General features: G+C 73.5%; 15 protein-coding genes. 11 read left to right on the forward strand and 4 right to left on the reverse strand.

Annotated features, from left to right (window positions below; genetic code table 11):
* Positions 1 to 89: 89 nt before the first annotated feature.
* The gene (locus ACFXI4_RS42990; protein WP_385002709.1) at positions 90 to 896 is read right to left on the reverse strand and encodes a DUF3097 domain-containing protein; all 807 of its coding nucleotides are present in this window, start codon (positions 894 to 896) and stop codon (positions 90 to 92) included.
* Between the two features lie 34 nt (positions 897 to 930).
* Complete coding sequence (locus tag ACFXI4_RS42995; RefSeq protein WP_385002712.1) at positions 931 to 1,662, reverse strand: MBL fold metallo-hydrolase; 732 nt, start codon at positions 1,660 to 1,662, stop codon at positions 931 to 933.
* A 163-nt stretch (positions 1,663 to 1,825) separates the two neighbouring features.
* Here ACFXI4_RS42995 and hrcA point away from each other — a divergent pair, with 163 nt between their 5' ends.
* The 10 genes from hrcA (at position 1,826) to ACFXI4_RS43045 (ending at position 12,788) form a co-directional block, all read left to right on the forward strand.
* The gene (gene hrcA, locus ACFXI4_RS43000; protein WP_360484040.1) at positions 1,826 to 2,842 is read left to right on the forward strand and encodes a heat-inducible transcriptional repressor HrcA; all 1,017 of its coding nucleotides are present in this window, start codon (positions 1,826 to 1,828) and stop codon (positions 2,840 to 2,842) included.
* A complete protein-coding gene (gene dnaJ, locus ACFXI4_RS43005; RefSeq protein WP_217549614.1) occupies positions 2,843 to 3,979 on the forward strand; it encodes a molecular chaperone DnaJ in 1,137 nt (378 codons plus the stop codon).
* Between the two features lie 125 nt (positions 3,980 to 4,104).
* Positions 4,105 to 5,238: a nitronate monooxygenase gene (locus ACFXI4_RS43010; RefSeq protein ID WP_385002717.1), complete on the forward strand. Its 1,134-nt coding sequence runs from the start codon at positions 4,105 to 4,107 to the stop codon at positions 5,236 to 5,238.
* Positions 5,235 to 5,993: a 16S rRNA (uracil(1498)-N(3))-methyltransferase gene (locus tag ACFXI4_RS43015; RefSeq protein WP_385002720.1), complete on the forward strand. Its 759-nt coding sequence runs from the start codon at positions 5,235 to 5,237 to the stop codon at positions 5,991 to 5,993. The genes ACFXI4_RS43010 and ACFXI4_RS43015 overlap by 4 nt, the downstream gene beginning before the upstream one ends.
* A gap of 29 nt (positions 5,994 to 6,022) precedes the next feature.
* On the forward strand, positions 6,023 to 6,415 hold the full coding sequence (locus ACFXI4_RS43020) for a VOC family protein (RefSeq protein ID WP_385002723.1): 393 nt from the start codon (positions 6,023 to 6,025) through the stop codon (positions 6,413 to 6,415).
* A gap of 180 nt (positions 6,416 to 6,595) precedes the next feature.
* Entirely contained in the window at positions 6,596 to 7,108 is a 513-nt protein-coding gene (locus ACFXI4_RS43025) for a hypothetical protein (protein ID WP_385002726.1), read from the forward strand.
* A 46-nt stretch (positions 7,109 to 7,154) separates the two neighbouring features.
* Positions 7,155 to 10,379, forward strand: a complete 3,225-nt coding sequence (locus tag ACFXI4_RS43030; RefSeq protein WP_385002728.1) for a S41 family peptidase — start codon at positions 7,155 to 7,157, stop codon at positions 10,377 to 10,379.
* Between the two features lie 121 nt (positions 10,380 to 10,500).
* A complete protein-coding gene (locus tag ACFXI4_RS43035) occupies positions 10,501 to 10,854 on the forward strand; it encodes a histidine triad nucleotide-binding protein (RefSeq protein ID WP_385002731.1) in 354 nt (117 codons plus the stop codon).
* Positions 10,855 to 10,860: 6 nt separating this feature from the next.
* Complete coding sequence (locus ACFXI4_RS43040; protein ID WP_385002734.1) at positions 10,861 to 11,766, forward strand: ribonuclease Z; 906 nt, start codon at positions 10,861 to 10,863, stop codon at positions 11,764 to 11,766.
* Positions 11,767 to 11,786: 20 nt separating this feature from the next.
* Positions 11,787 to 12,788 carry an adenosine deaminase gene (locus tag ACFXI4_RS43045; RefSeq protein ID WP_385002737.1) on the forward strand — a complete coding sequence of 334 codons (1,002 nt, stop codon included), beginning with the start codon at positions 11,787 to 11,789 and terminating at the stop codon, positions 12,786 to 12,788.
* On the opposite strand, the gene ACFXI4_RS43050 is transcribed toward ACFXI4_RS43045, so the two are convergent.
* A complete protein-coding gene (locus ACFXI4_RS43050; RefSeq protein WP_385002740.1) occupies positions 12,785 to 13,969 on the reverse strand; it encodes an MFS transporter in 1,185 nt (394 codons plus the stop codon). The genes ACFXI4_RS43045 and ACFXI4_RS43050 overlap by 4 nt on opposite strands.
* 270 nt (positions 13,970 to 14,239) lie before the next feature.
* On the reverse strand, positions 14,240 to 15,019 hold the full coding sequence (locus tag ACFXI4_RS43055; RefSeq protein ID WP_385002743.1) for an IclR family transcriptional regulator: 780 nt from the start codon (positions 15,017 to 15,019) through the stop codon (positions 14,240 to 14,242).
* Between the two features lie 109 nt (positions 15,020 to 15,128).
* On the opposite strand from ACFXI4_RS43055, the gene ACFXI4_RS43060 reads away from it, so the two are divergent.
* Entirely contained in the window at positions 15,129 to 16,070 is a 942-nt protein-coding gene (locus tag ACFXI4_RS43060; RefSeq protein ID WP_385002746.1) for a 5-dehydro-4-deoxyglucarate dehydratase, read from the forward strand.
* The last annotated feature ends 156 nt before the right edge of the window (positions 16,071 to 16,226 follow it).

Consider the following 16,226-nt stretch of genomic DNA (forward strand, 5'->3'; position numbering starts at 1 on the left):
ATCCACACCGAGCCAGAAGGCCCTCACCCATTTCAAGATCAGTCAGCCGTGAGCCCTGTCACCGTCCACAACCTCCCGGGACAGAACACCTAGGGGGCCGTCACGAAGTCGATCAGCTCCTCGACCCGGCCCAGCAGTTCCGGTTCCAGGTCCTTGTAGGAGCCCACCCGGGCCAGGACCGCCTGCCACACCGCGCCCGTGTTGTCCGAGGGCCAGCCCAGGGCCCGGCACACGCCCGTCTTCCAGTCCTGGCCGTGCGGGACGCGCGGCCAGGCCCCGATGCCCACGGCGGCGGGTTTCACCGCCTCCCAGATGTCGATGTAGGGGTGGCCGACCACCAGGGCGTGCTCGCTGGTGACCGACCGGGCGATGCGCCACTCCTTGGTGCCGGGGAGCAGGTGGTCCACCAGGACGCCGAGGCGGGCGTCGGGGCCCGGTGCGAAATCGGCCACGATCGACGGGAGGTCGTCCACGCCTTCCAGGTACTCCACGACCACGCCCTCGATGCGCAGGTCGTCGCCCCAGACCTTCTCGACCAGTTCGGCGTCGTGGCGGCCCTCGACGTAGATGCGGCCGGCGCGGGCCACGCGCGCGCGTGCGCCGGGCACGGCGACCGAACCGGAGGCGGTGCGGACGGGACGCGCGGGGCTGGCGGAGGCGGGGCGTACGAGGGTGACCACCCGGCCCTCGAGCAGGAATCCCCGCGGCTCCAGCGGGAAGACGCGGTGTTTGCCGAAGCGGTCCTCCAGCGTCACCGTGCCCGCCTCGCAGCGGATCACCGCGCCGCAGAACCCGGTTCCGGGCTCCTCGACGACCAGGCCGGGTTCGGCGGCCACCTCCGGGGCCGGTTTCGGCTTCTTCCACGGCGGGGTCAGGTCGGCGGAGTACTGGCGCATTCGGATGACGATAGGAGAAGCGGGGGCGGCGTGGTCACGACACGCCGAAGCGGGCGGCCAGGGTGTCGCGTTGCCGCCGTACGAACGCGGCGTCCACCACCGCTCCGTGACCGGGCACGTACCGGGCGTCCTCGCCGCCGAGGGACAGCAGGCGGTCCAGGGCGGCCGGCCAGTGGGACGGTACGGCGTCGGGACCGGCCTGGGGGTCGCCGGACTCCTCCACCAGGTCGCCGCAGAACACCACCGCCGGGTCGCCGGGGCCGCTGTGGACGACGACCGCCAGGTCGTGGCCGGTGTGGCCGGGGCCCACGTCGGCCAGCACGGCCCGGCGGCCGTCGCCGAGGCCGAGGGTCCACTCGCCGCGGACCGGGTGGCGGGGCAGGGGCAGCGCCTCGGCGGCCTCCTCGGCCTCTGCGGCCGGCAGGCCGTTGCGGACCGCGTCCAGGCGGAGTGCCTCACGGCCGTGGGCGAGGACGGACTCGGTGCCCGCCGCCGCGTAGACCGCCGTGCCCGCGAAGACCGGGGTGCCGAAGACGTGGTCGAAGTGCGGATGGGTGAGCGCGAGATGAGTCACACGGCGCCCGGCCAGCCGCTGGGCCTGCTCGCGCAACCGCACGCCCTCCGCCAGGCTCGACCCGGCGTCCACCATCAGGACCGGGCCCGCCCCGAGGACCAGGCCGGCCGTGCAGTCCCAGCCCGGCAGCCGGCACCGGCCGACCCCCGCGGCCAGCCGCTCCCAGCCCAGCTCTTCCCAAGTCACCGTCATACCGCGACGCTAGCCGCAGAACGCAACGGGTCCCGACCGGCCTTGCCCAGTCGGTGCCCGACGGCCGTACACTGGGCCGGGGATGCTGGCACTCGGGCTCGCAGAGTGCCAGACGAAAGGCCCGAAAGGCCGCGGGGACGACTTTCTGGAGGTGTGGCGCCGCATGCTGAGTGAACGCAGGCTTCAGGTATTGCGCGCCATCGTCCAGGACTACGTCGGCACCGAGGAGCCGGTCGGGTCGAAGGCGCTGACCGAGCGCCACAACCTCGGTGTCTCCCCGGCGACCGTGCGCAACGACATGGCCGCCCTGGAGGACGAGGGGTACATCGCCCAGCCGCACACCAGCGCCGGCCGGATCCCGACCGACAAGGGGTACCGGCTGTTCGTCGACAAGCTGGCCGGCGTCAAGCCGATGAGCGCGCCCGAGCGGCGGGCCATCCAGAACTTCCTCGACGGCGCCGTCGACCTCGACGACGTCGTGGCACGGACGGTACGGCTGCTGGCGCAGCTCACCCGGCAGGTCGCGGTCGTGCAATACCCGTCGCTGACGCGGTCCACCGTGCGGCACGTGGAGCTGCTGGCGCTCGCGCCGGCCCGGCTGATGCTGGTGCTGATCACCGACACCGGGCGGGTCGAGCAGCGGATGGTCGACTGTCCGGCGCCCTTCGGGGAGTCGTCGCTGGCCGACCTGCGGGCGCGGCTCAACAGCCGGGTCGCCGGCCGTCGGTTCTCGGACGTGCCCCGGCTGGTGGAGGACCTGCCGGACGCCTTCGAGGCCGAGGACCGCGGCACGGTCTCGGCGGTGCTCTCCACCCTGCTGGAGACGCTCGTCGAGGAGAACGAGGAGCGGCTGATGATCGGCGGCACCGCCAATCTCACCCGCTTCGGACATGACTTTCCCCTCATGATCCGGCCCGTCCTGGAGGCTCTGGAGGAGCATGTCGTGCTCCTCAAGCTCATGGGCGAGGCGGGGGATTCGGGCATGACCGTACGCATCGGTCACGAGAACGCCTACGAGGGACTCAACTCCACGTCCGTGGTGTCGGTCGGCTACGGTTCGGGCGGCGAGGCACTCGCCAAACTCGGCGTGGTCGGACCGACCCGCATGGATTATCCGGGAACGATGGGAGCGGTACGAGCGGTGGCACGGTACGTCGGACAGATCCTGGCGGAGTCGTAAGTGGCCACGGACTACTACGCCGTTCTCGGCGTGCGCCGCGACGCGTCGCAGGAAGAGATCAAGAAGGCCTTCCGTCGGCTCGCGCGCGAGCTGCACCCGGACGTCAACCCGGATCCGAAGACCCAGGAGCGGTTCAAGGAGATCAACGCCGCCTACGAGGTGCTCTCGGACCCGCAGAAGAAGCAGGTCTACGACCTCGGCGGCGATCCGCTCTCGCAGAGCGGCGGCGCGGGCGCGGGCGGCTTCGGGGCCGGCGGCTTCGGGAACTTCTCGGACATCATGGACGCGTTCTTCGGTACGGCGTCGCAGCGCGGACCGCGCTCGCGGACCCGCCGCGGCCAGGACGCCATGATCCGGATCGAGGTCGAGCTCGACGAGGCGGCCTTCGGTACGACCAAGGACATCCAGGTCGACACGGCGATCGTCTGCAACACCTGCAACGGTGAGGGCGCGGCGCCGGGCACCTCCGCCCAGACGTGCGACATGTGCCGCGGCCGAGGTGAGGTCTCGCAGGTGACGCGGTCCTTCCTGGGCCAGGTCATGACCTCGCGGCCCTGCCCGCAGTGCCAGGGCTTCGGCACGGTCGTCCCGACCCCGTGCCCGGAGTGCGCCGGTGACGGGCGGGTGCGGTCGCGGCGGACGCTGACCGTGAAGATCCCCGCCGGTGTCGACAACGGCACGCGCATCCAGCTCGCCGGTGAGGGCGAGGTCGGGCCCGGCGGCGGTCCGGCCGGCGACCTGTACGTCGAGATCCACGAGCTGCCGCACTCCACCTTCCAGCGGCGCGGCGACGACCTGCACTGCACGGTGACGATCCCGATGACGGCGGCGTCGCTCGGCACGAAGGTGCCGCTGGAGACGCTGGACGGGCTGGAGGAGGTCGACATCCGGCCGGGCACCCAGTCCGGGCAGTCGATCCCGCTGCACGGACGCGGTGTCACGCATCTGCGCGGCGGCGGCCGGGGCGACCTGATCGTCCACGTCGAGGTGACGACGCCGACCAAGCTCGACCCCGAGCAGGAGCGGCTGCTGCGCGAGCTGGCGAAGCTGCGGGGTGAGGAACGGCCGACGGGACAGTTCCAGCCGGGTCAGCAGGGGCTGTTCTCGCGTCTGAAGGACGCGTTCAACGGTCGCTGACGCGGTCTGCGGGCGTCGACGGTCCGCCGGGCCGGGGTGCTGTCCCTTCGGCCCGGACATATCTGGCATGTGCCAAAGGGGCGGCCCGATTCGGTCTTGTTCGGAGGACGTGACAACATGCCGTCATGTCCTCCGCGCTGACCGATCTCTTCCCGCTTCCGATCGTGCAGGCCCCGATGGCGGGCGGGGTCTCCGTGCCGCAGCTCGCCGCCGCCGTGTCCGAGGCGGGCGGGCTGGGATTCCTGGCCGCCGGGTACAAGACCGCCGACGGGATGTACCAGGAGATCAAGCAGCTGCGCGGGCTGACCGGCCGGCCCTTCGGGATGAACCTCTTCATGCCGCAGCCGGACCACGCCGAGTCGGGCGCGGTCGAGGTCTACGCGCAGCAGCTGGCCGGTGAGGCCGCCTGGTACGAGACCGAACTCGGCGACCCGGACAGCGGCCGGGACGACGGCTACGACGCGAAGCTCGCCGTCCTCCTCGACGACCCGGTGGCCGCGGTCTCCTTCCACTTCGGTGTGCCGAGCCGCGAGGCGCTGGACGCGCTGCGCCGGGCCGGCACCCTCACCCTCGTCACCGCCACCACCCCCGAGGAGGCCCTCGCCGTCGAGCGGGCCGGCGCCGACGCGGTGATCGCCCAGGGCGTGGAGGCCGGCGGACACCAGGGCACCCACCGAGATGTGCCGGAGAACGACGGGTCCGGGATCGGCCTGCTGTCGCTGGTCACCCGGATACGCGAGAGCGTGAACATCCCGGTCGTCGCCGCGGGCGGCATCATGCGCGGCAGCCAGATCGCCGCCGTGCTCGCCGCGGGGGCGAGCGCGGCCCAGCTGGGCACCGCCTTTCTCGCCACCCCGGAGTCCGGCGCCGCCGAACCGCACAAGCGGGCGCTGACCGACCCGCTGTTCACCCGGACCGCGCTGACCCGGGCGTTCTCCGGGCGGCCCGCCCGCGGCCTGGTCAACCGCTTCATGCGCGAGCACGGCCCGTACGCGCCCGCCGCCTACCCCGAGGTCCATCACCTCACCTCCCCGCTGCGCAAGGCCGCCGCCCGGGCCGGGGACGCGCAGGGCATGGCCCTGTGGGCCGGACAGGGACACCGGATGACCAGGGAGCTGCCCGCGGGCCGGCTGGTGGAGGTCCTCGCGGAGGAACTCGCCGCAGCGTCGACAGCGTTGTCGGCGAAGGCCAAGGCCAAGGCCGAGGGCGAGGGCGAGGGCGACGGCGGCCGCGCGGGCGCCGCGGGGACCGGGCGATGACCGCCCCGGTGTTCGTGCTCGACCCGCTGGTGGTGCCCGACTTCTCCGGCGGCGAGGTCGTCCTGGACGGGCCCGAGGGCCGGCACGCCGTCTCCGTGAAGCGGCTGCGGCCCGGTGAGGACGTCATCCTCACCGACGGACGCGGTCGCTGGAGCGAGGGGGTCGTCAAAGCCGCCGAGGGCAAGGACCGGCTCGTCGTGACGGACCTGGAGTCCCTCCACGAGGAACCCCTCCCGCGGCCCCGCATCACCGTGGTCCAGGCCCTGCCCAAGGGGGACCGCGGCGAGGTCGCCGTGGAGACCATGACCGAGGTGGGCGTCGACCGGATCGTGCCCTGGCAGGCCGCCCGCTGCATCACCCAGTGGAAGGGCGACCGGGGTCTGAAGGCCCTCGCGAAGTGGCGGGCCACCGCCCGCGAGGCCGGCAAGCAGTCCCGCCGGGTGCGCTTCCCGGAGGTCGCGGACACGGTGACCACCAAGCAGGTCGCCGCGCTGCTCGGCGGCGCGGCCCTGGCCGCCGTGCTCCACTCCGACTTCGAGCACGGCAGCGAGCCGCTGGCCACCGTCCCGCTGCCCGCCGACGGCGAGATCGTGCTGGTCGTCGGGCCCGAGGGGGGCGTGGCCCGGGACGAGGTGGCGCTCTTCGAGGAGGCGGGTGCCAGGGCCTGCACCCTGGGGCCTACCGTGATGCGGACATCGACCGCCGGGACCGCGGCCGCGGCCCTGCTCCTGGGCCGTACCGGCCGGTGGTCCTGACCCGTACGACACCACAGGGGGAGCACGCCGTGGAACTCGCCCAGGTCCGGCTTCTGGTCTCCGACTTCGCCGCCTGCTACCGCTTCTACGCCGAGGTGCTCGGGCTGAAACCGCAGTCGGGGGCGAGCGAGGGCCCCTACGAGAAGTTCAGTCCGCACGCCGGGTCCGCGGGGATAGCCCTGCAGGACCGGGCCGTGATGGCCGCGGTGCTGGGCGAGTTGGGGGACGTCGCGACCGGGCACCGTTCACTGGTGGTGCTGCGCGTCGACGACCTGGACGCCTACTGCGAGCAGATCGCCGCGCGCGGCGCGGTCCTGGTGCACGGGCCGGCGCCGATGACGGAACGCATGCGCGTCGCCCACCTCAAGGACCCGGAGGGCAACCTGGTGGAGCTTCAGGAATGGCTCCTGCTGCGCACCTGAGCAGCCGCGGGCCCAGGCGCCGGGAGACCGGCGGCGGGACCGGAAGAGGGACCGGGCGGGAGACCGGAAGGGGGACCCCTCCGAACACGTGAGTGGCCGCACGCCCCCTACCGTCACGGGCGGGACGGTGGCAGGCTGCCCTCCATGGGGGCATCGAGGCCGCTTCGGCGACGTCCGCGCATGACCAGGGTGGCGGCCGTGGCGGGGCTCGCCGTGATCGCCGTGGGCGGCGCGGTGGGCTGTCAGCCGACCGACCTGAACACCGCGACCGTCGCGTACACCACCGACCGGACCGCCACCGCCGAGCTGAAACGGCAGCACGTCGACGTCAGTTGGCTCACCTGCACCGGCAACTACGGCTCCGCGGCCCGGGGGACGCCCTCGGCGTCCGAGACCACCGTCGTCTCCGTGGACTGCCGGGGCCGGACCAGGGACGGCCGGGACATCACCGTCACCGGACGGGTCACCAAGGCGGTCAGCGGCGCCTGCGTGCGCGGGAACCTCGTCGCGAAGGTGGGCGGCAAGGAATGGTTCCGGGTCGACGGCCTCGGCGACTGCGACGCCACGCCCGGGCCGGCGTACAGCACCTACCGGCCGCCCACCTACGGGCAGCAGCCGGGCCCCACCGTGACCGTGACACGGACCGTCTGGTGCCAGAGCGACCCCAAGTGCCGGCCGGTCCAGGGCAAGTGATCGAAATCGGCCGCCGCGATCGTGCCGCGATGCATAGGCTGAGCGGGTGACCAAGGGTGCAGCGACAGGACAGCGTTCCTACCTCCGATTTCCCCATGTCCACGGCGACCTGGTCGCCTTCACCGCCGAGGACGACGTGTGGCTCGCGCCCCTGGACGGCGGCCGGGCCTGGCGGGTCAGCGCCGACAACGTCCCCGTGACGCTGCCGCGCATCTCACCCGACGGGACCACGGTCGCCTGGACCTCCACCCGTGACGGCGCCCCCGAGATCCACACCGCCCCCGTCGACGGCGGTTCCGCCACCCGCCTGACGCACTGGGGGAGTTCCCGCACCCAGGTGCGCGGCTGGACCGCCGACGGACAGGTCCTCGCGATCAGCACCTACGGCCAGTCCAGCCTCCGGCGCAGCTGGGCCCGGACCGTCCCGCTCGACGGCGGCCCGTCCACGGTTCTGCCCTACGGCCCGGTCGGCCATGTCGCCCTCGGACCGCACACCGTTCTGCTGTCCGCGCCGATGGGGCGGGAGGCTGCCTGGTGGAAGCGGTACCGGGGCGGTACGGCGGGCAAGCTGTGGATCGACCGGGGCGCCGGCGACGGCGAAGGCGCGGGGGAGTTCGTCCGGCTGCACGAGGAGCTGGACGGGAACCTCGAACACCCCGTGTGGGCCGGGGACCGGATCGCCTTCCTCTCCGACCACGAGGGGACGGGCGCGCTGTACTCCTCCCTCGCCGACGGTTCCGACCTGCGCCGGCACACCCCTCTCGACGGTTTCTACGCCCGGCACGCGGCCGGTGACGGCACCCGGGTCGTCTACGCCTCGGCCGGTGAACTCTGGCTCCTCGACGACCTGGAGGGGTCCGAGCCGCGCCGGCTGGACATCCGGCTGGGCGGGGCCCGGGTGGACCGTCGGCCGCGCCCGGTCAACGCGGCCCGCTGGTTCGGTGCCGCCTCGCCCGACCACACCGCGCGCGGCAGCGCCGTCCTGGTGCGCGGCGGTGTGCACTGGGTGACCCACCGGTCGGGTCCGGCCCGGGCGCTGGCCGCCCAGCCCGGAGTGCGTGCCCGGCTGCCCGTCACCTTCCGCGCGGACGCGGAGGAGTGGGTGGTGTGGGTGACGGACGCCGAGGGCGACGACGCCCTGGAGTTCGCGCCCGCCACCGGTCCGGTGCCCGGCTCCACCCCGCGCCGGCTCGCCGCCGGACAGCTCGGCCGGGTCCTGGACCTCGCCGTCGCCCCCGACGGGAGCCGCGTCGCGGTCGCCGCGCACGACGGACGGCTCCTCCTCGTCGAGCGCGAGACCGGCGAGGTGCGCGAGGTCGACCGCAGCGAGGACGGCGACGTCAGCGGGCTCGCCTTCTCGCCGGACTCCGGCTGGCTGGCCTGGTCCCACCCGGGAGCCGGCGGGCTCGCCCAGCTCCGCATCGCCCACACCACCGACCTCACGGTCACCGAGGCGACCCCGCTGCGCTTCCAGGACTACGCCCCCGCCTTCACCCGCGACGGCAAGCACCTCGCCTTCCTCTCCACCCGCTCCTTCGACCCGGTCTACGACGAGCACGTCTTCGACCTGGCCTTCGTGGTCGGCGACCGGCCGCACCTGATCACCCTGGCCGCGACCACCCCCTCGCCGTTCGGCCCGCAACGGCACGGCCGCCCCTTCGAGACGCCCGACAAGGACGAGACCCCGGACGCCGAGGGCACCCCGGCCACCCGGATCGACCTGGAGGGCCTCGCCGACCGGATCGTGCCCTTCCCCGTCGAGGCCGGCCGCTACTCCGGGCTGCGTGCCGCCAAGGACGGCGTTTTGTGGCTGCGCCACCCGGTGCGCGGCGTGCTCGGCGCCTCCCGCGCCCACCCGGAGGACCCCGACCCCAAGTCCGAGCTGGAGCGCTACGACCTCGCCCAGCAGCGCATCGAGTACCTCTCCTCCGACGCCGACCACTTCGAGGTCAGCGGCGACGGCAAACGCGTCCTGCTGTGGACCGACGGCAAGCTCAAGGTCGTACCCAGCGACCGCCGTGCCTCGGGCGACGACGAGAGCGACACCAACATCACCGTCGACCTGTCCCGGGTCCGCCAGACCCTCGATCCGGCCGCCGAGTGGCGGCAGATGTTCGACGAGACCGGCCGCATCATGCGGGACCAGTTCTGGCGGCCGGACCTCGGCGGCGTCGACTGGGACGGCGTCCTGGACCGATACCGGCCGCTCGTCGAGCACGTCGCCACCCACGACGACCTGGTCGACCTGCTCTGGGAGGTCCAGGGCGAACTGGGCACCTCGCACGCCTACGTCACCCCGCGCGGCGGCCACGGGGGCGGGTCCCGGCAGGGTCTGCTCGGCGCCGACATCTCCCGTCATCCGGACGGCAGCTGGCGCATCGACCGGATCCTGCCCGCCGAGACCTCCGACCCCGGCGCCCGTTCCCCGCTCGCCGCGCCCGGCGTCGCGGTCCGTCCCGGCGACGCGATCGTGGCCGTGGCGGGACGGAGCGTGGACCCGGTCACCGGACCCGGCCCGCTCCTGGTCGGCACCGCCGGCAAGGCCGTCGAGCTGACCGTGTCCCCCGCGGGCGGCGGCGAGCTGCGCCACCCCGTCGTCGTGCCGGTCGCGGACGAGGAACCGCTGCGCTACCACGCGTGGGTGGCCGGCCGGCGGGCCCGTGTGCACGAGCTGTCCGGGGGCCGGCTGGGCTATCTCCACGTGCCGGACATGCAGGCACCGGGCTGGGCGCAGATCCACCGTGACCTGAGTGTCGAGATGGCCCGCGAGGGCATCGTCGTGGACGTGCGGGAGAACCGCGGCGGGCACACCTCGCAGCTCGTCGTGGAGAAACTGGCCCGCCGGATCGTCGGCTGGGACCTGCCGCGCGGCATGCGCCCGTTCAGCTATCCGAGGGACGCGCCCCGCGGCCCGGTGGTCGTCGTCGCCAACGAGTTCTCCGGCTCGGACGGGGACATCGTCAACGCGGCGATCAAGGCGCTGGGCATCGGTCCGGTGGTCGGCACCCGCACCTGGGGCGGTGTGATCGGCATCGACAGCCGCTACCGGCTGGTCGACGGCACGCTGGTCACCCAGCCGAAGTACGCGTTCTGGCTGGAGGGCTACGGCTGGGGCGTGGAGAACCACGGCGTCGACCCGGACGTGGAGGTCGTCCAGACCCCGCAGGACTGGGCCGCGGGCAGGGACCCGCAGCTGGACGAGGCGGTACGGATCGCGCTGGAGACGCTGGAGACGACGCCCGCGAAGACTCCGCCCACGCTGCCCGCGTGAGGGTGGCCGGGCCGTGCCGGTGTGCGGCTGCGCCGCGGGCGCGCCCAGCCCCGCGTGGTGCGTACCCGACGGCGATACGATGCCCCGGAAGATCGACCACGGTGCCCAGGAAGGAATCCGCATGGCAGGGGAACCCCAGGACGACTGCCTGTTCTGCAGGATCGTCGCAGGCCACGTCCCCGCGACGATCGTCCGGGAGACGGACACCACCGTCGCCTTCCGGGACATCAACCCCCAGGCGCCCACCCACGTCCTGGTGATCCCCAAGGTCCACTACCGGGACGCGGCCGAACTCGCCGCGGGCGAACCCGCCGTGGCCGCCGACATACTGCGCGAGGCGCAGGCCGTCGCCGGCGAGGACAAGCTGGAGAGCTACCGGATCGTCTTCAACACCGGCAGCGGCGCGGGCCAGACCGTCTGGCACGCCCACGCGCACGTCCTCGGTGGCCGTGGCCTGCAGTGGCCACCCGGGTAGGCAGCCGTGTCCGTACGTGAACTCGTGGTCCTCGGCACCGCCAGCCAGGTCCCCACCCGGCACCGCAACCACAACGGCTACCTGCTGCGCTGGGACGGCGAGGGCATCCTCTTCGACCCCGGCGAGGGAACCCAGCGGCAGATGCTGCGGGCCGGGGCCGCCGCGCACGACCTCAACCGGATCTGCGTCACCCACTTCCACGGCGACCACTGTCTCGGCCTGGCCGGGGTCATCCAGCGGATCAACCTCGACAAGGTCCCGCACCCGGTCACCGCGCACTACCCGAACTCCGGCCGGCGCTTCTTCGACCGGCTCCGGTACGCCACCGCCTACCGGGAGACCGTCGGCATCACCGAGGCCCCGGTCGACGCGGACGGCGACCTCGCCGTCACCCCGTCGTACACGCTCCAGGCGAGGAAGCTCTCCCACCCGGTCGAGTCCTACGGCTACCGGCTCGTCGAGCCCGACGGCCGCCGCATGCTGCCCGACCGGCTCGCCGCGCACGGCGTCAAGGGCCCGGACGTCGGCCGTCTCCAGCGCGACGGCGTCCTCGGGGACGTCACCCTGGACCAGGTCAGCGAGGTGCGCCGCGGGCAGCGGTTCGCGTTCGTGATGGACACCCGGCTCTGCGAGGGCGTGTACGCGCTCGCCGAGGACTGCGACCTGCTCGTCATCGAGTCCACGTTCCTCGACGAGGACGCTGCGCTGGCCGCGGAGCACGGCCATCTGACCGCCGGGCAGGCGGCGGCCGTCGCGCGGGACGCGGGGGTACGGCACCTCGTGCTGACCCACTTCAGCCAGCGCTACCCGCAACCCGAGGAGTTCGAGCGGCAGGCGCGGGCCGCCGGCTTCGGGGGAGAGCTGACCGTCGCCTACGACTTGCTCCGAGTGCCGGTTCCGAAGCGCAGGTGAAGCGGCCGTACGATGCTTTGATGCCCCTCCCCAAAGCTGAACTGCACCTCCACATCGAAGGCACTCTGGAACCGGAGCTGGCGTTCCGGCTTGCCGAGCGCAACGGTGTCGTGCTGCCGTACGCGGACGCCGAGAGCCTCCGCGAGGCCTACCTGTTCAAGGATCTCCAGTCCTTCCTGAACCTGTACTACGAGCTGATGACCGTCCTGCGTACCGAGCAGGACTTCGAGGACCTCGCCAACGCCTATCTGACCCGGGCCGCCGCCCAGGGCGTGCGGCACGCCGAGATCTTCTTCGACCCGCAGGCGCACATCGCGCGGGGCGTGCCCATGGGCACGGTCGTCGAGGGGCTGTGGCGGGCGCTCGGCACCAGCGTCGAGAACCACGGGATGTCCACCCGGCTGATCATGTGCTTCCTGCGCGACGAGTCCGCCGACTCGGCACTGGAGACGCTCCAGGCAGCGCGGCCCCACCTGGACCGGATCATCGGCGTCGGGCTGGACTCGGCCGAGGCCGGGCACCCGCCGGCCAAGTTCCGCGAGGTGTACGAGACGGCCGCCGGCCTCGGGCTGCGGCGCGTGGCGCACGCCGGTGAGGAGGGGCCGCCCGCCTACATCACCGAGGCGCTGGACCTGCTCGGGGTGGAGCGCGTCGACCACGGGCTGCGCTGCATGGAGGATCCGGACCTGGTCGCCCGTCTGGTGCGGGAGCGGATCCCGCTGACGCTGTGCCCGCTGTCGAACGTCCGGCTGCGCGCGGTCGACGTGCTCGCCGAGCACCCGCTGCCGGCGATGCTCGACGCGGGCCTGCTGTGCACGGTCAACTCCGACGACCCGGCCTACTTCGGCGGTTACGTCGCCGACAACTACCACGCCGTGCGCGACGCCCTGGGCCTGTCCCGGGAGCAGATGCGGCAGCTGGCCCGCAACTCCTTCCTCGCCTCCTTCCTGGACGACGACGAGGAACTGCGGGCCCGGTACCTGGCCGAGGTGGACGCCTACGAGTTCGGCACCAGGCCCTAGGCGGCGACGTCCAGGCGTACCGTCTCGTCGGTGAGCGCCGGGCAGGCGGCCGTGACGGTGGTGGTCCTGGGCCGCAGTGCCACCGCCGTCAGCGGGACCGCGATCGCCAGCAGGCCCGCCGCCAGGACCGTCCCCATCACCGGGAAACCGGCCTCGGCCGACAGCAGGCTGCCGGTCATCGGGCCGACGGCGGTGCCCAGCGACGACGCCGAGCCGACCAGGACCGCCCAGCGTCCGCGCGGGTCCAGGGACGCGGCCAGGCCGATGACGTACGACAGGACGACCGGGTAGAGCAGGTTCCAGGCGATCTCGCCGGACGCGAACGCCGTCAGGCCGGTGGCGGACGCGCTGAGCGCGACACAGCCGGCGATCAGCACCGTGCCGAGGCCGATCGGCAGGGCCTGCCCGAGCCGGGGGCCGAGCGCGCCCGCCCCGACCACACCGAGCAGACCTGCGCCGAGCGCCACCGCGAACACCACGCCCACGGTCACCTCGCTCAGGTGCGCCTGGGTCAGACCGATCCGGCCGCTCACGCCCCACAGCGCGTTCTGTACGGCCGACCAGCAGGGCATCGCCGCGGCCAGCAGCAGACCCGAGCGCAGGTGCGGGAGCCGGGAGCCGGGCGCGGTGCGGGGCAGCGCCGGGGCGGTGCGGGGCGACAGGCGGGCGGTGAGCGGCCAGACCGCGAGTGCCGTGAGCGCGATCGCGGCCAGGGGCTGCGCATGGCCGGGACCGAGGTGCGGGACCGTCAGGTAGACCGCCGCCGCGAGGGCGGAGACCCCCAGCAGGCCGAGGGTGGTGGTGCGGTGCGGGTCGCGCTGTGCGGCGATGCCGGTGGCGGCCACCGCGGTGACCGTGCCGGAGCCGAAGCCGCCGGCGATCGCGCCGGCCACGACGGCCGGGACGTGGCCGGTGAGGGCGGCGCCACCGTAGCCGAGGACGGCGAGGAGCAGGCCGGCGCGGGCGAGGGCGCGGGGGCCGGCGCGGTCCACCCGGGACGCCAGCAGGAAGCCGGCGGCCGCGGAACTCAGCAGCAGGGCGCTGCCGATGGCGCCTGCCTCGGTGGCGGAGACGGGGAGCCCCGAGTCGAGCCTGCCGACGGTGGTCGGGAGCAGGTAGGGGGCGAGGTACCCGGCCGTGAAAAGGGCGACGAGGGGCCAGGGGGTGGTGCGGGCGGACACGGGCGTTCCCAGGGCATGCGAAAGGACCGACGGAGGAGGGGGGGTTGGGCGCAGGCCGTCGACGGACAGGAACGCGCGGGCAATTTGTATCAAGTGGGAGGAGGGCGGAAGAAGGGCGGGTGGTGTGATGTGGGTCATGTCCTGTTTGGGGGCTGGGCAAAGGGGTAGGAGCGCCGCGCGCCGTGGGGCCCGGCTGCCGCGGACACGGCGCCGCCCGTCGCCCCCCACGGGGCGGAGCCGCTGAGAGGTACGGCCCGGTACCCCTTGTGGTCAGCGCCAGTTGACCGTGCCGCCGGGGGGTGTCGCCGCCTCGATCCTCGCCCGGGTCTCCCTCATCACCGTCACGATCTCCGCCTCGTGGTCCGGTGTCAGGCGGGTCACCGGCACCGAGCAGCTGATCGCGTCCTGGGCCGGGGTGTCGTAGCGCAGGGCGAAGCCGAAGCCGGCGATGCCCGTGACGCCTTCCTCGCGGTCGACCGCGTAGCCGCGGGCGCGGATCCCGGCGAGGTCGGCGGCCAGCGCGTCCCGTGTGGTGCGGGTGCGGGGGGTCAGGGGCTCGTACGGACCCGCGGGGAGCTCCTCCACGGGGCGTTCGGCCAGGAGCGCCTTGCCGAGGGCGCCCGCGTGGGCGGGCAGCCGTCGGCCCACCCTGCTGATCGTGCGCAGGTACGCGTGTGACTCCCGGGTCGCCAGGTAGGCCACGTCCGGGCCGTCCAGGCGGGCCAGGTGGACGGTCTCGCCCAGCTTCTGCGACGCCTCGTCCAGGTACGGGCGGACGAGGCGGACGCGTGGGTCGGAGTCCAGGTAGTTCGTGCCGGTCAGCAGGGTGCGGATGCCGACGCCGTAGAGGGAGCCGGTCGTGTCGGTGCGCACCCAGCCCCTGGTGACGAGGGTCTGGAGCAGGGCGTACATCGAGCTGCGCGGGACACCGAGTTCGTCCGCGAGTTCCTGGAGGCGGGCCGGGCGGTCGCCGCGGGCCGCGAGGAGCTCCAGCAGCTCCACCGTGCGCGCCGCGGACTTCACCTCGCGGACGCCTGCTGTCTCGGACATGTGCAGATCGTAGAGGCACGGGGACGGGGTGCGCCGTTGACGGGGGGTGTTCGCATATCTAGTCTTGGTTTTTATACATGGACGGCATCTACATGGGGAGATGAATTTCGTGGCCGGACGGCCGGAGGGTGTGGTGCGGAGGCTGCGGGAGGGGATGGCGGGCGGGGTGCTGTCGTTCCCGCTCACCGCCTTCCACGCCGACGGGTCCCTGGATCTGGACGGATTCCGGGAGTACGTCGGCGGGCAGCTGGCCGCCGGGCCCGGTGCGCTCTTCCCGGCCTGCGGGACGGGCGAGTTCTTCTCGCTGGACGAGGACGAGTACCGGCAGGTCGTGGCCGTCGCCGTCGAGGAGGCGGCCGGGCGGGTGCCGGTGGTCGCCGGCGTGGGATACGGCTGGGCGCAGGCCGTGCGGTTCGCCCGGGCCGCCGAGGAGGCCGGGGCCGACGCCCTGCTCGTGCTGCCGCACTATCTCGTCGCCGCCCCGCAGGACGGCCTGGTCGCGCAGCTGGAGGAGATCGCGGCCCGCACGCCGCTCCCGCTCATCGCCTACCAGCGCGGCCAGGTCGCCTTCACGGCCGACGCGCTGACGCGCATCGCCCGTATCCCCGGCGTCGTCGGACTCAAGGACGGGCACAGCGACCTGGACCGGCTCCAGCGGCTCACCCTCGCCGCCCCGGAGGGCTTCCTCTTCTTCAACGGCGCCGCCACCGCCGAGATCCAGGCCCGGGCCTACGCCGCCGTCGGCGTCCCCGCCTACTCCTCCGCCGTGCACGCCTTCGCCCCCGAGATCGCCGACGCCTTCTTCGCCGCCCTCGGCGCCGGCGACCACGGCACGGTCGACAAGCTGCTGCGCGACTTCTACGTGCCGTTCGTCGAACTGCGCGACCGGGTGCCCGGATACGCGGTGTCGCTGGTGAAGGCGGCGGCCCGGCTGCGCGGCCGCCCGGTGGGTCCCGTGCGCGCCCCGCTCACCGACCCCCGTGCCGCCCACCTCGCCGACCTCAGGGGCCTGCTGACCGCCGGACTCGACCTCGTGGGGGCGTCCCTGTGAACCCCGGGGACGGCCGGGTCCTCGTGCCGGCCGTGGCCCGCCCGCACCGCCCCCCCCGCCCCGGGCGCCCCCGCCGAGAGCCCGGCCCCCCCGCCCCACCAATGGCCCAAAGCCCCGAAGACCCCCACCCACACGCACACCCCCCCGAACACCACC

Source organism: Streptomyces sp. NPDC059224 (assembly GCF_042754285.1).
GTDB lineage: Bacteria > Actinomycetota > Actinomycetes > Streptomycetales > Streptomycetaceae > Streptomyces.

Excerpts from the sequence above, each read along its gene's own strand:
- ACFXI4_RS42990 (WP_385002709.1), bottom strand. The coding sequence starts at position 896 with ATGCGCCAGTACTCCGCCGACCTGACCCCGCCGTGGAAGAAGCCGAAA.
- ACFXI4_RS42995 (WP_385002712.1), bottom strand. The coding sequence starts at position 1,662 with ATGACGGTGACTTGGGAAGAGCTGGGCTGGGAGCGGCTGGCCGCGGGG.
- hrcA (WP_360484040.1), top strand. The coding sequence starts at position 1,826 with ATGCTGAGTGAACGCAGGCTTCAGGTATTGCGCGCCATCGTCCAGGAC.
- ACFXI4_RS43010 (WP_385002717.1), top strand. The coding sequence starts at position 4,105 with ATGTCCTCCGCGCTGACCGATCTCTTCCCGCTTCCGATCGTGCAGGCC.
- ACFXI4_RS43015 (WP_385002720.1), top strand. The coding sequence starts at position 5,235 with ATGACCGCCCCGGTGTTCGTGCTCGACCCGCTGGTGGTGCCCGACTTC.
- ACFXI4_RS43025 (WP_385002726.1), top strand. The coding sequence starts at position 6,596 with ATGACCAGGGTGGCGGCCGTGGCGGGGCTCGCCGTGATCGCCGTGGGC.
- ACFXI4_RS43035 (WP_385002731.1), top strand. The coding sequence starts at position 10,501 with ATGGCAGGGGAACCCCAGGACGACTGCCTGTTCTGCAGGATCGTCGCA.
- ACFXI4_RS43045 (WP_385002737.1), top strand. The coding sequence starts at position 11,787 with ATGCCCCTCCCCAAAGCTGAACTGCACCTCCACATCGAAGGCACTCTG.
- ACFXI4_RS43055 (WP_385002743.1), bottom strand. The coding sequence starts at position 15,019 with ATGTCCGAGACAGCAGGCGTCCGCGAGGTGAAGTCCGCGGCGCGCACG.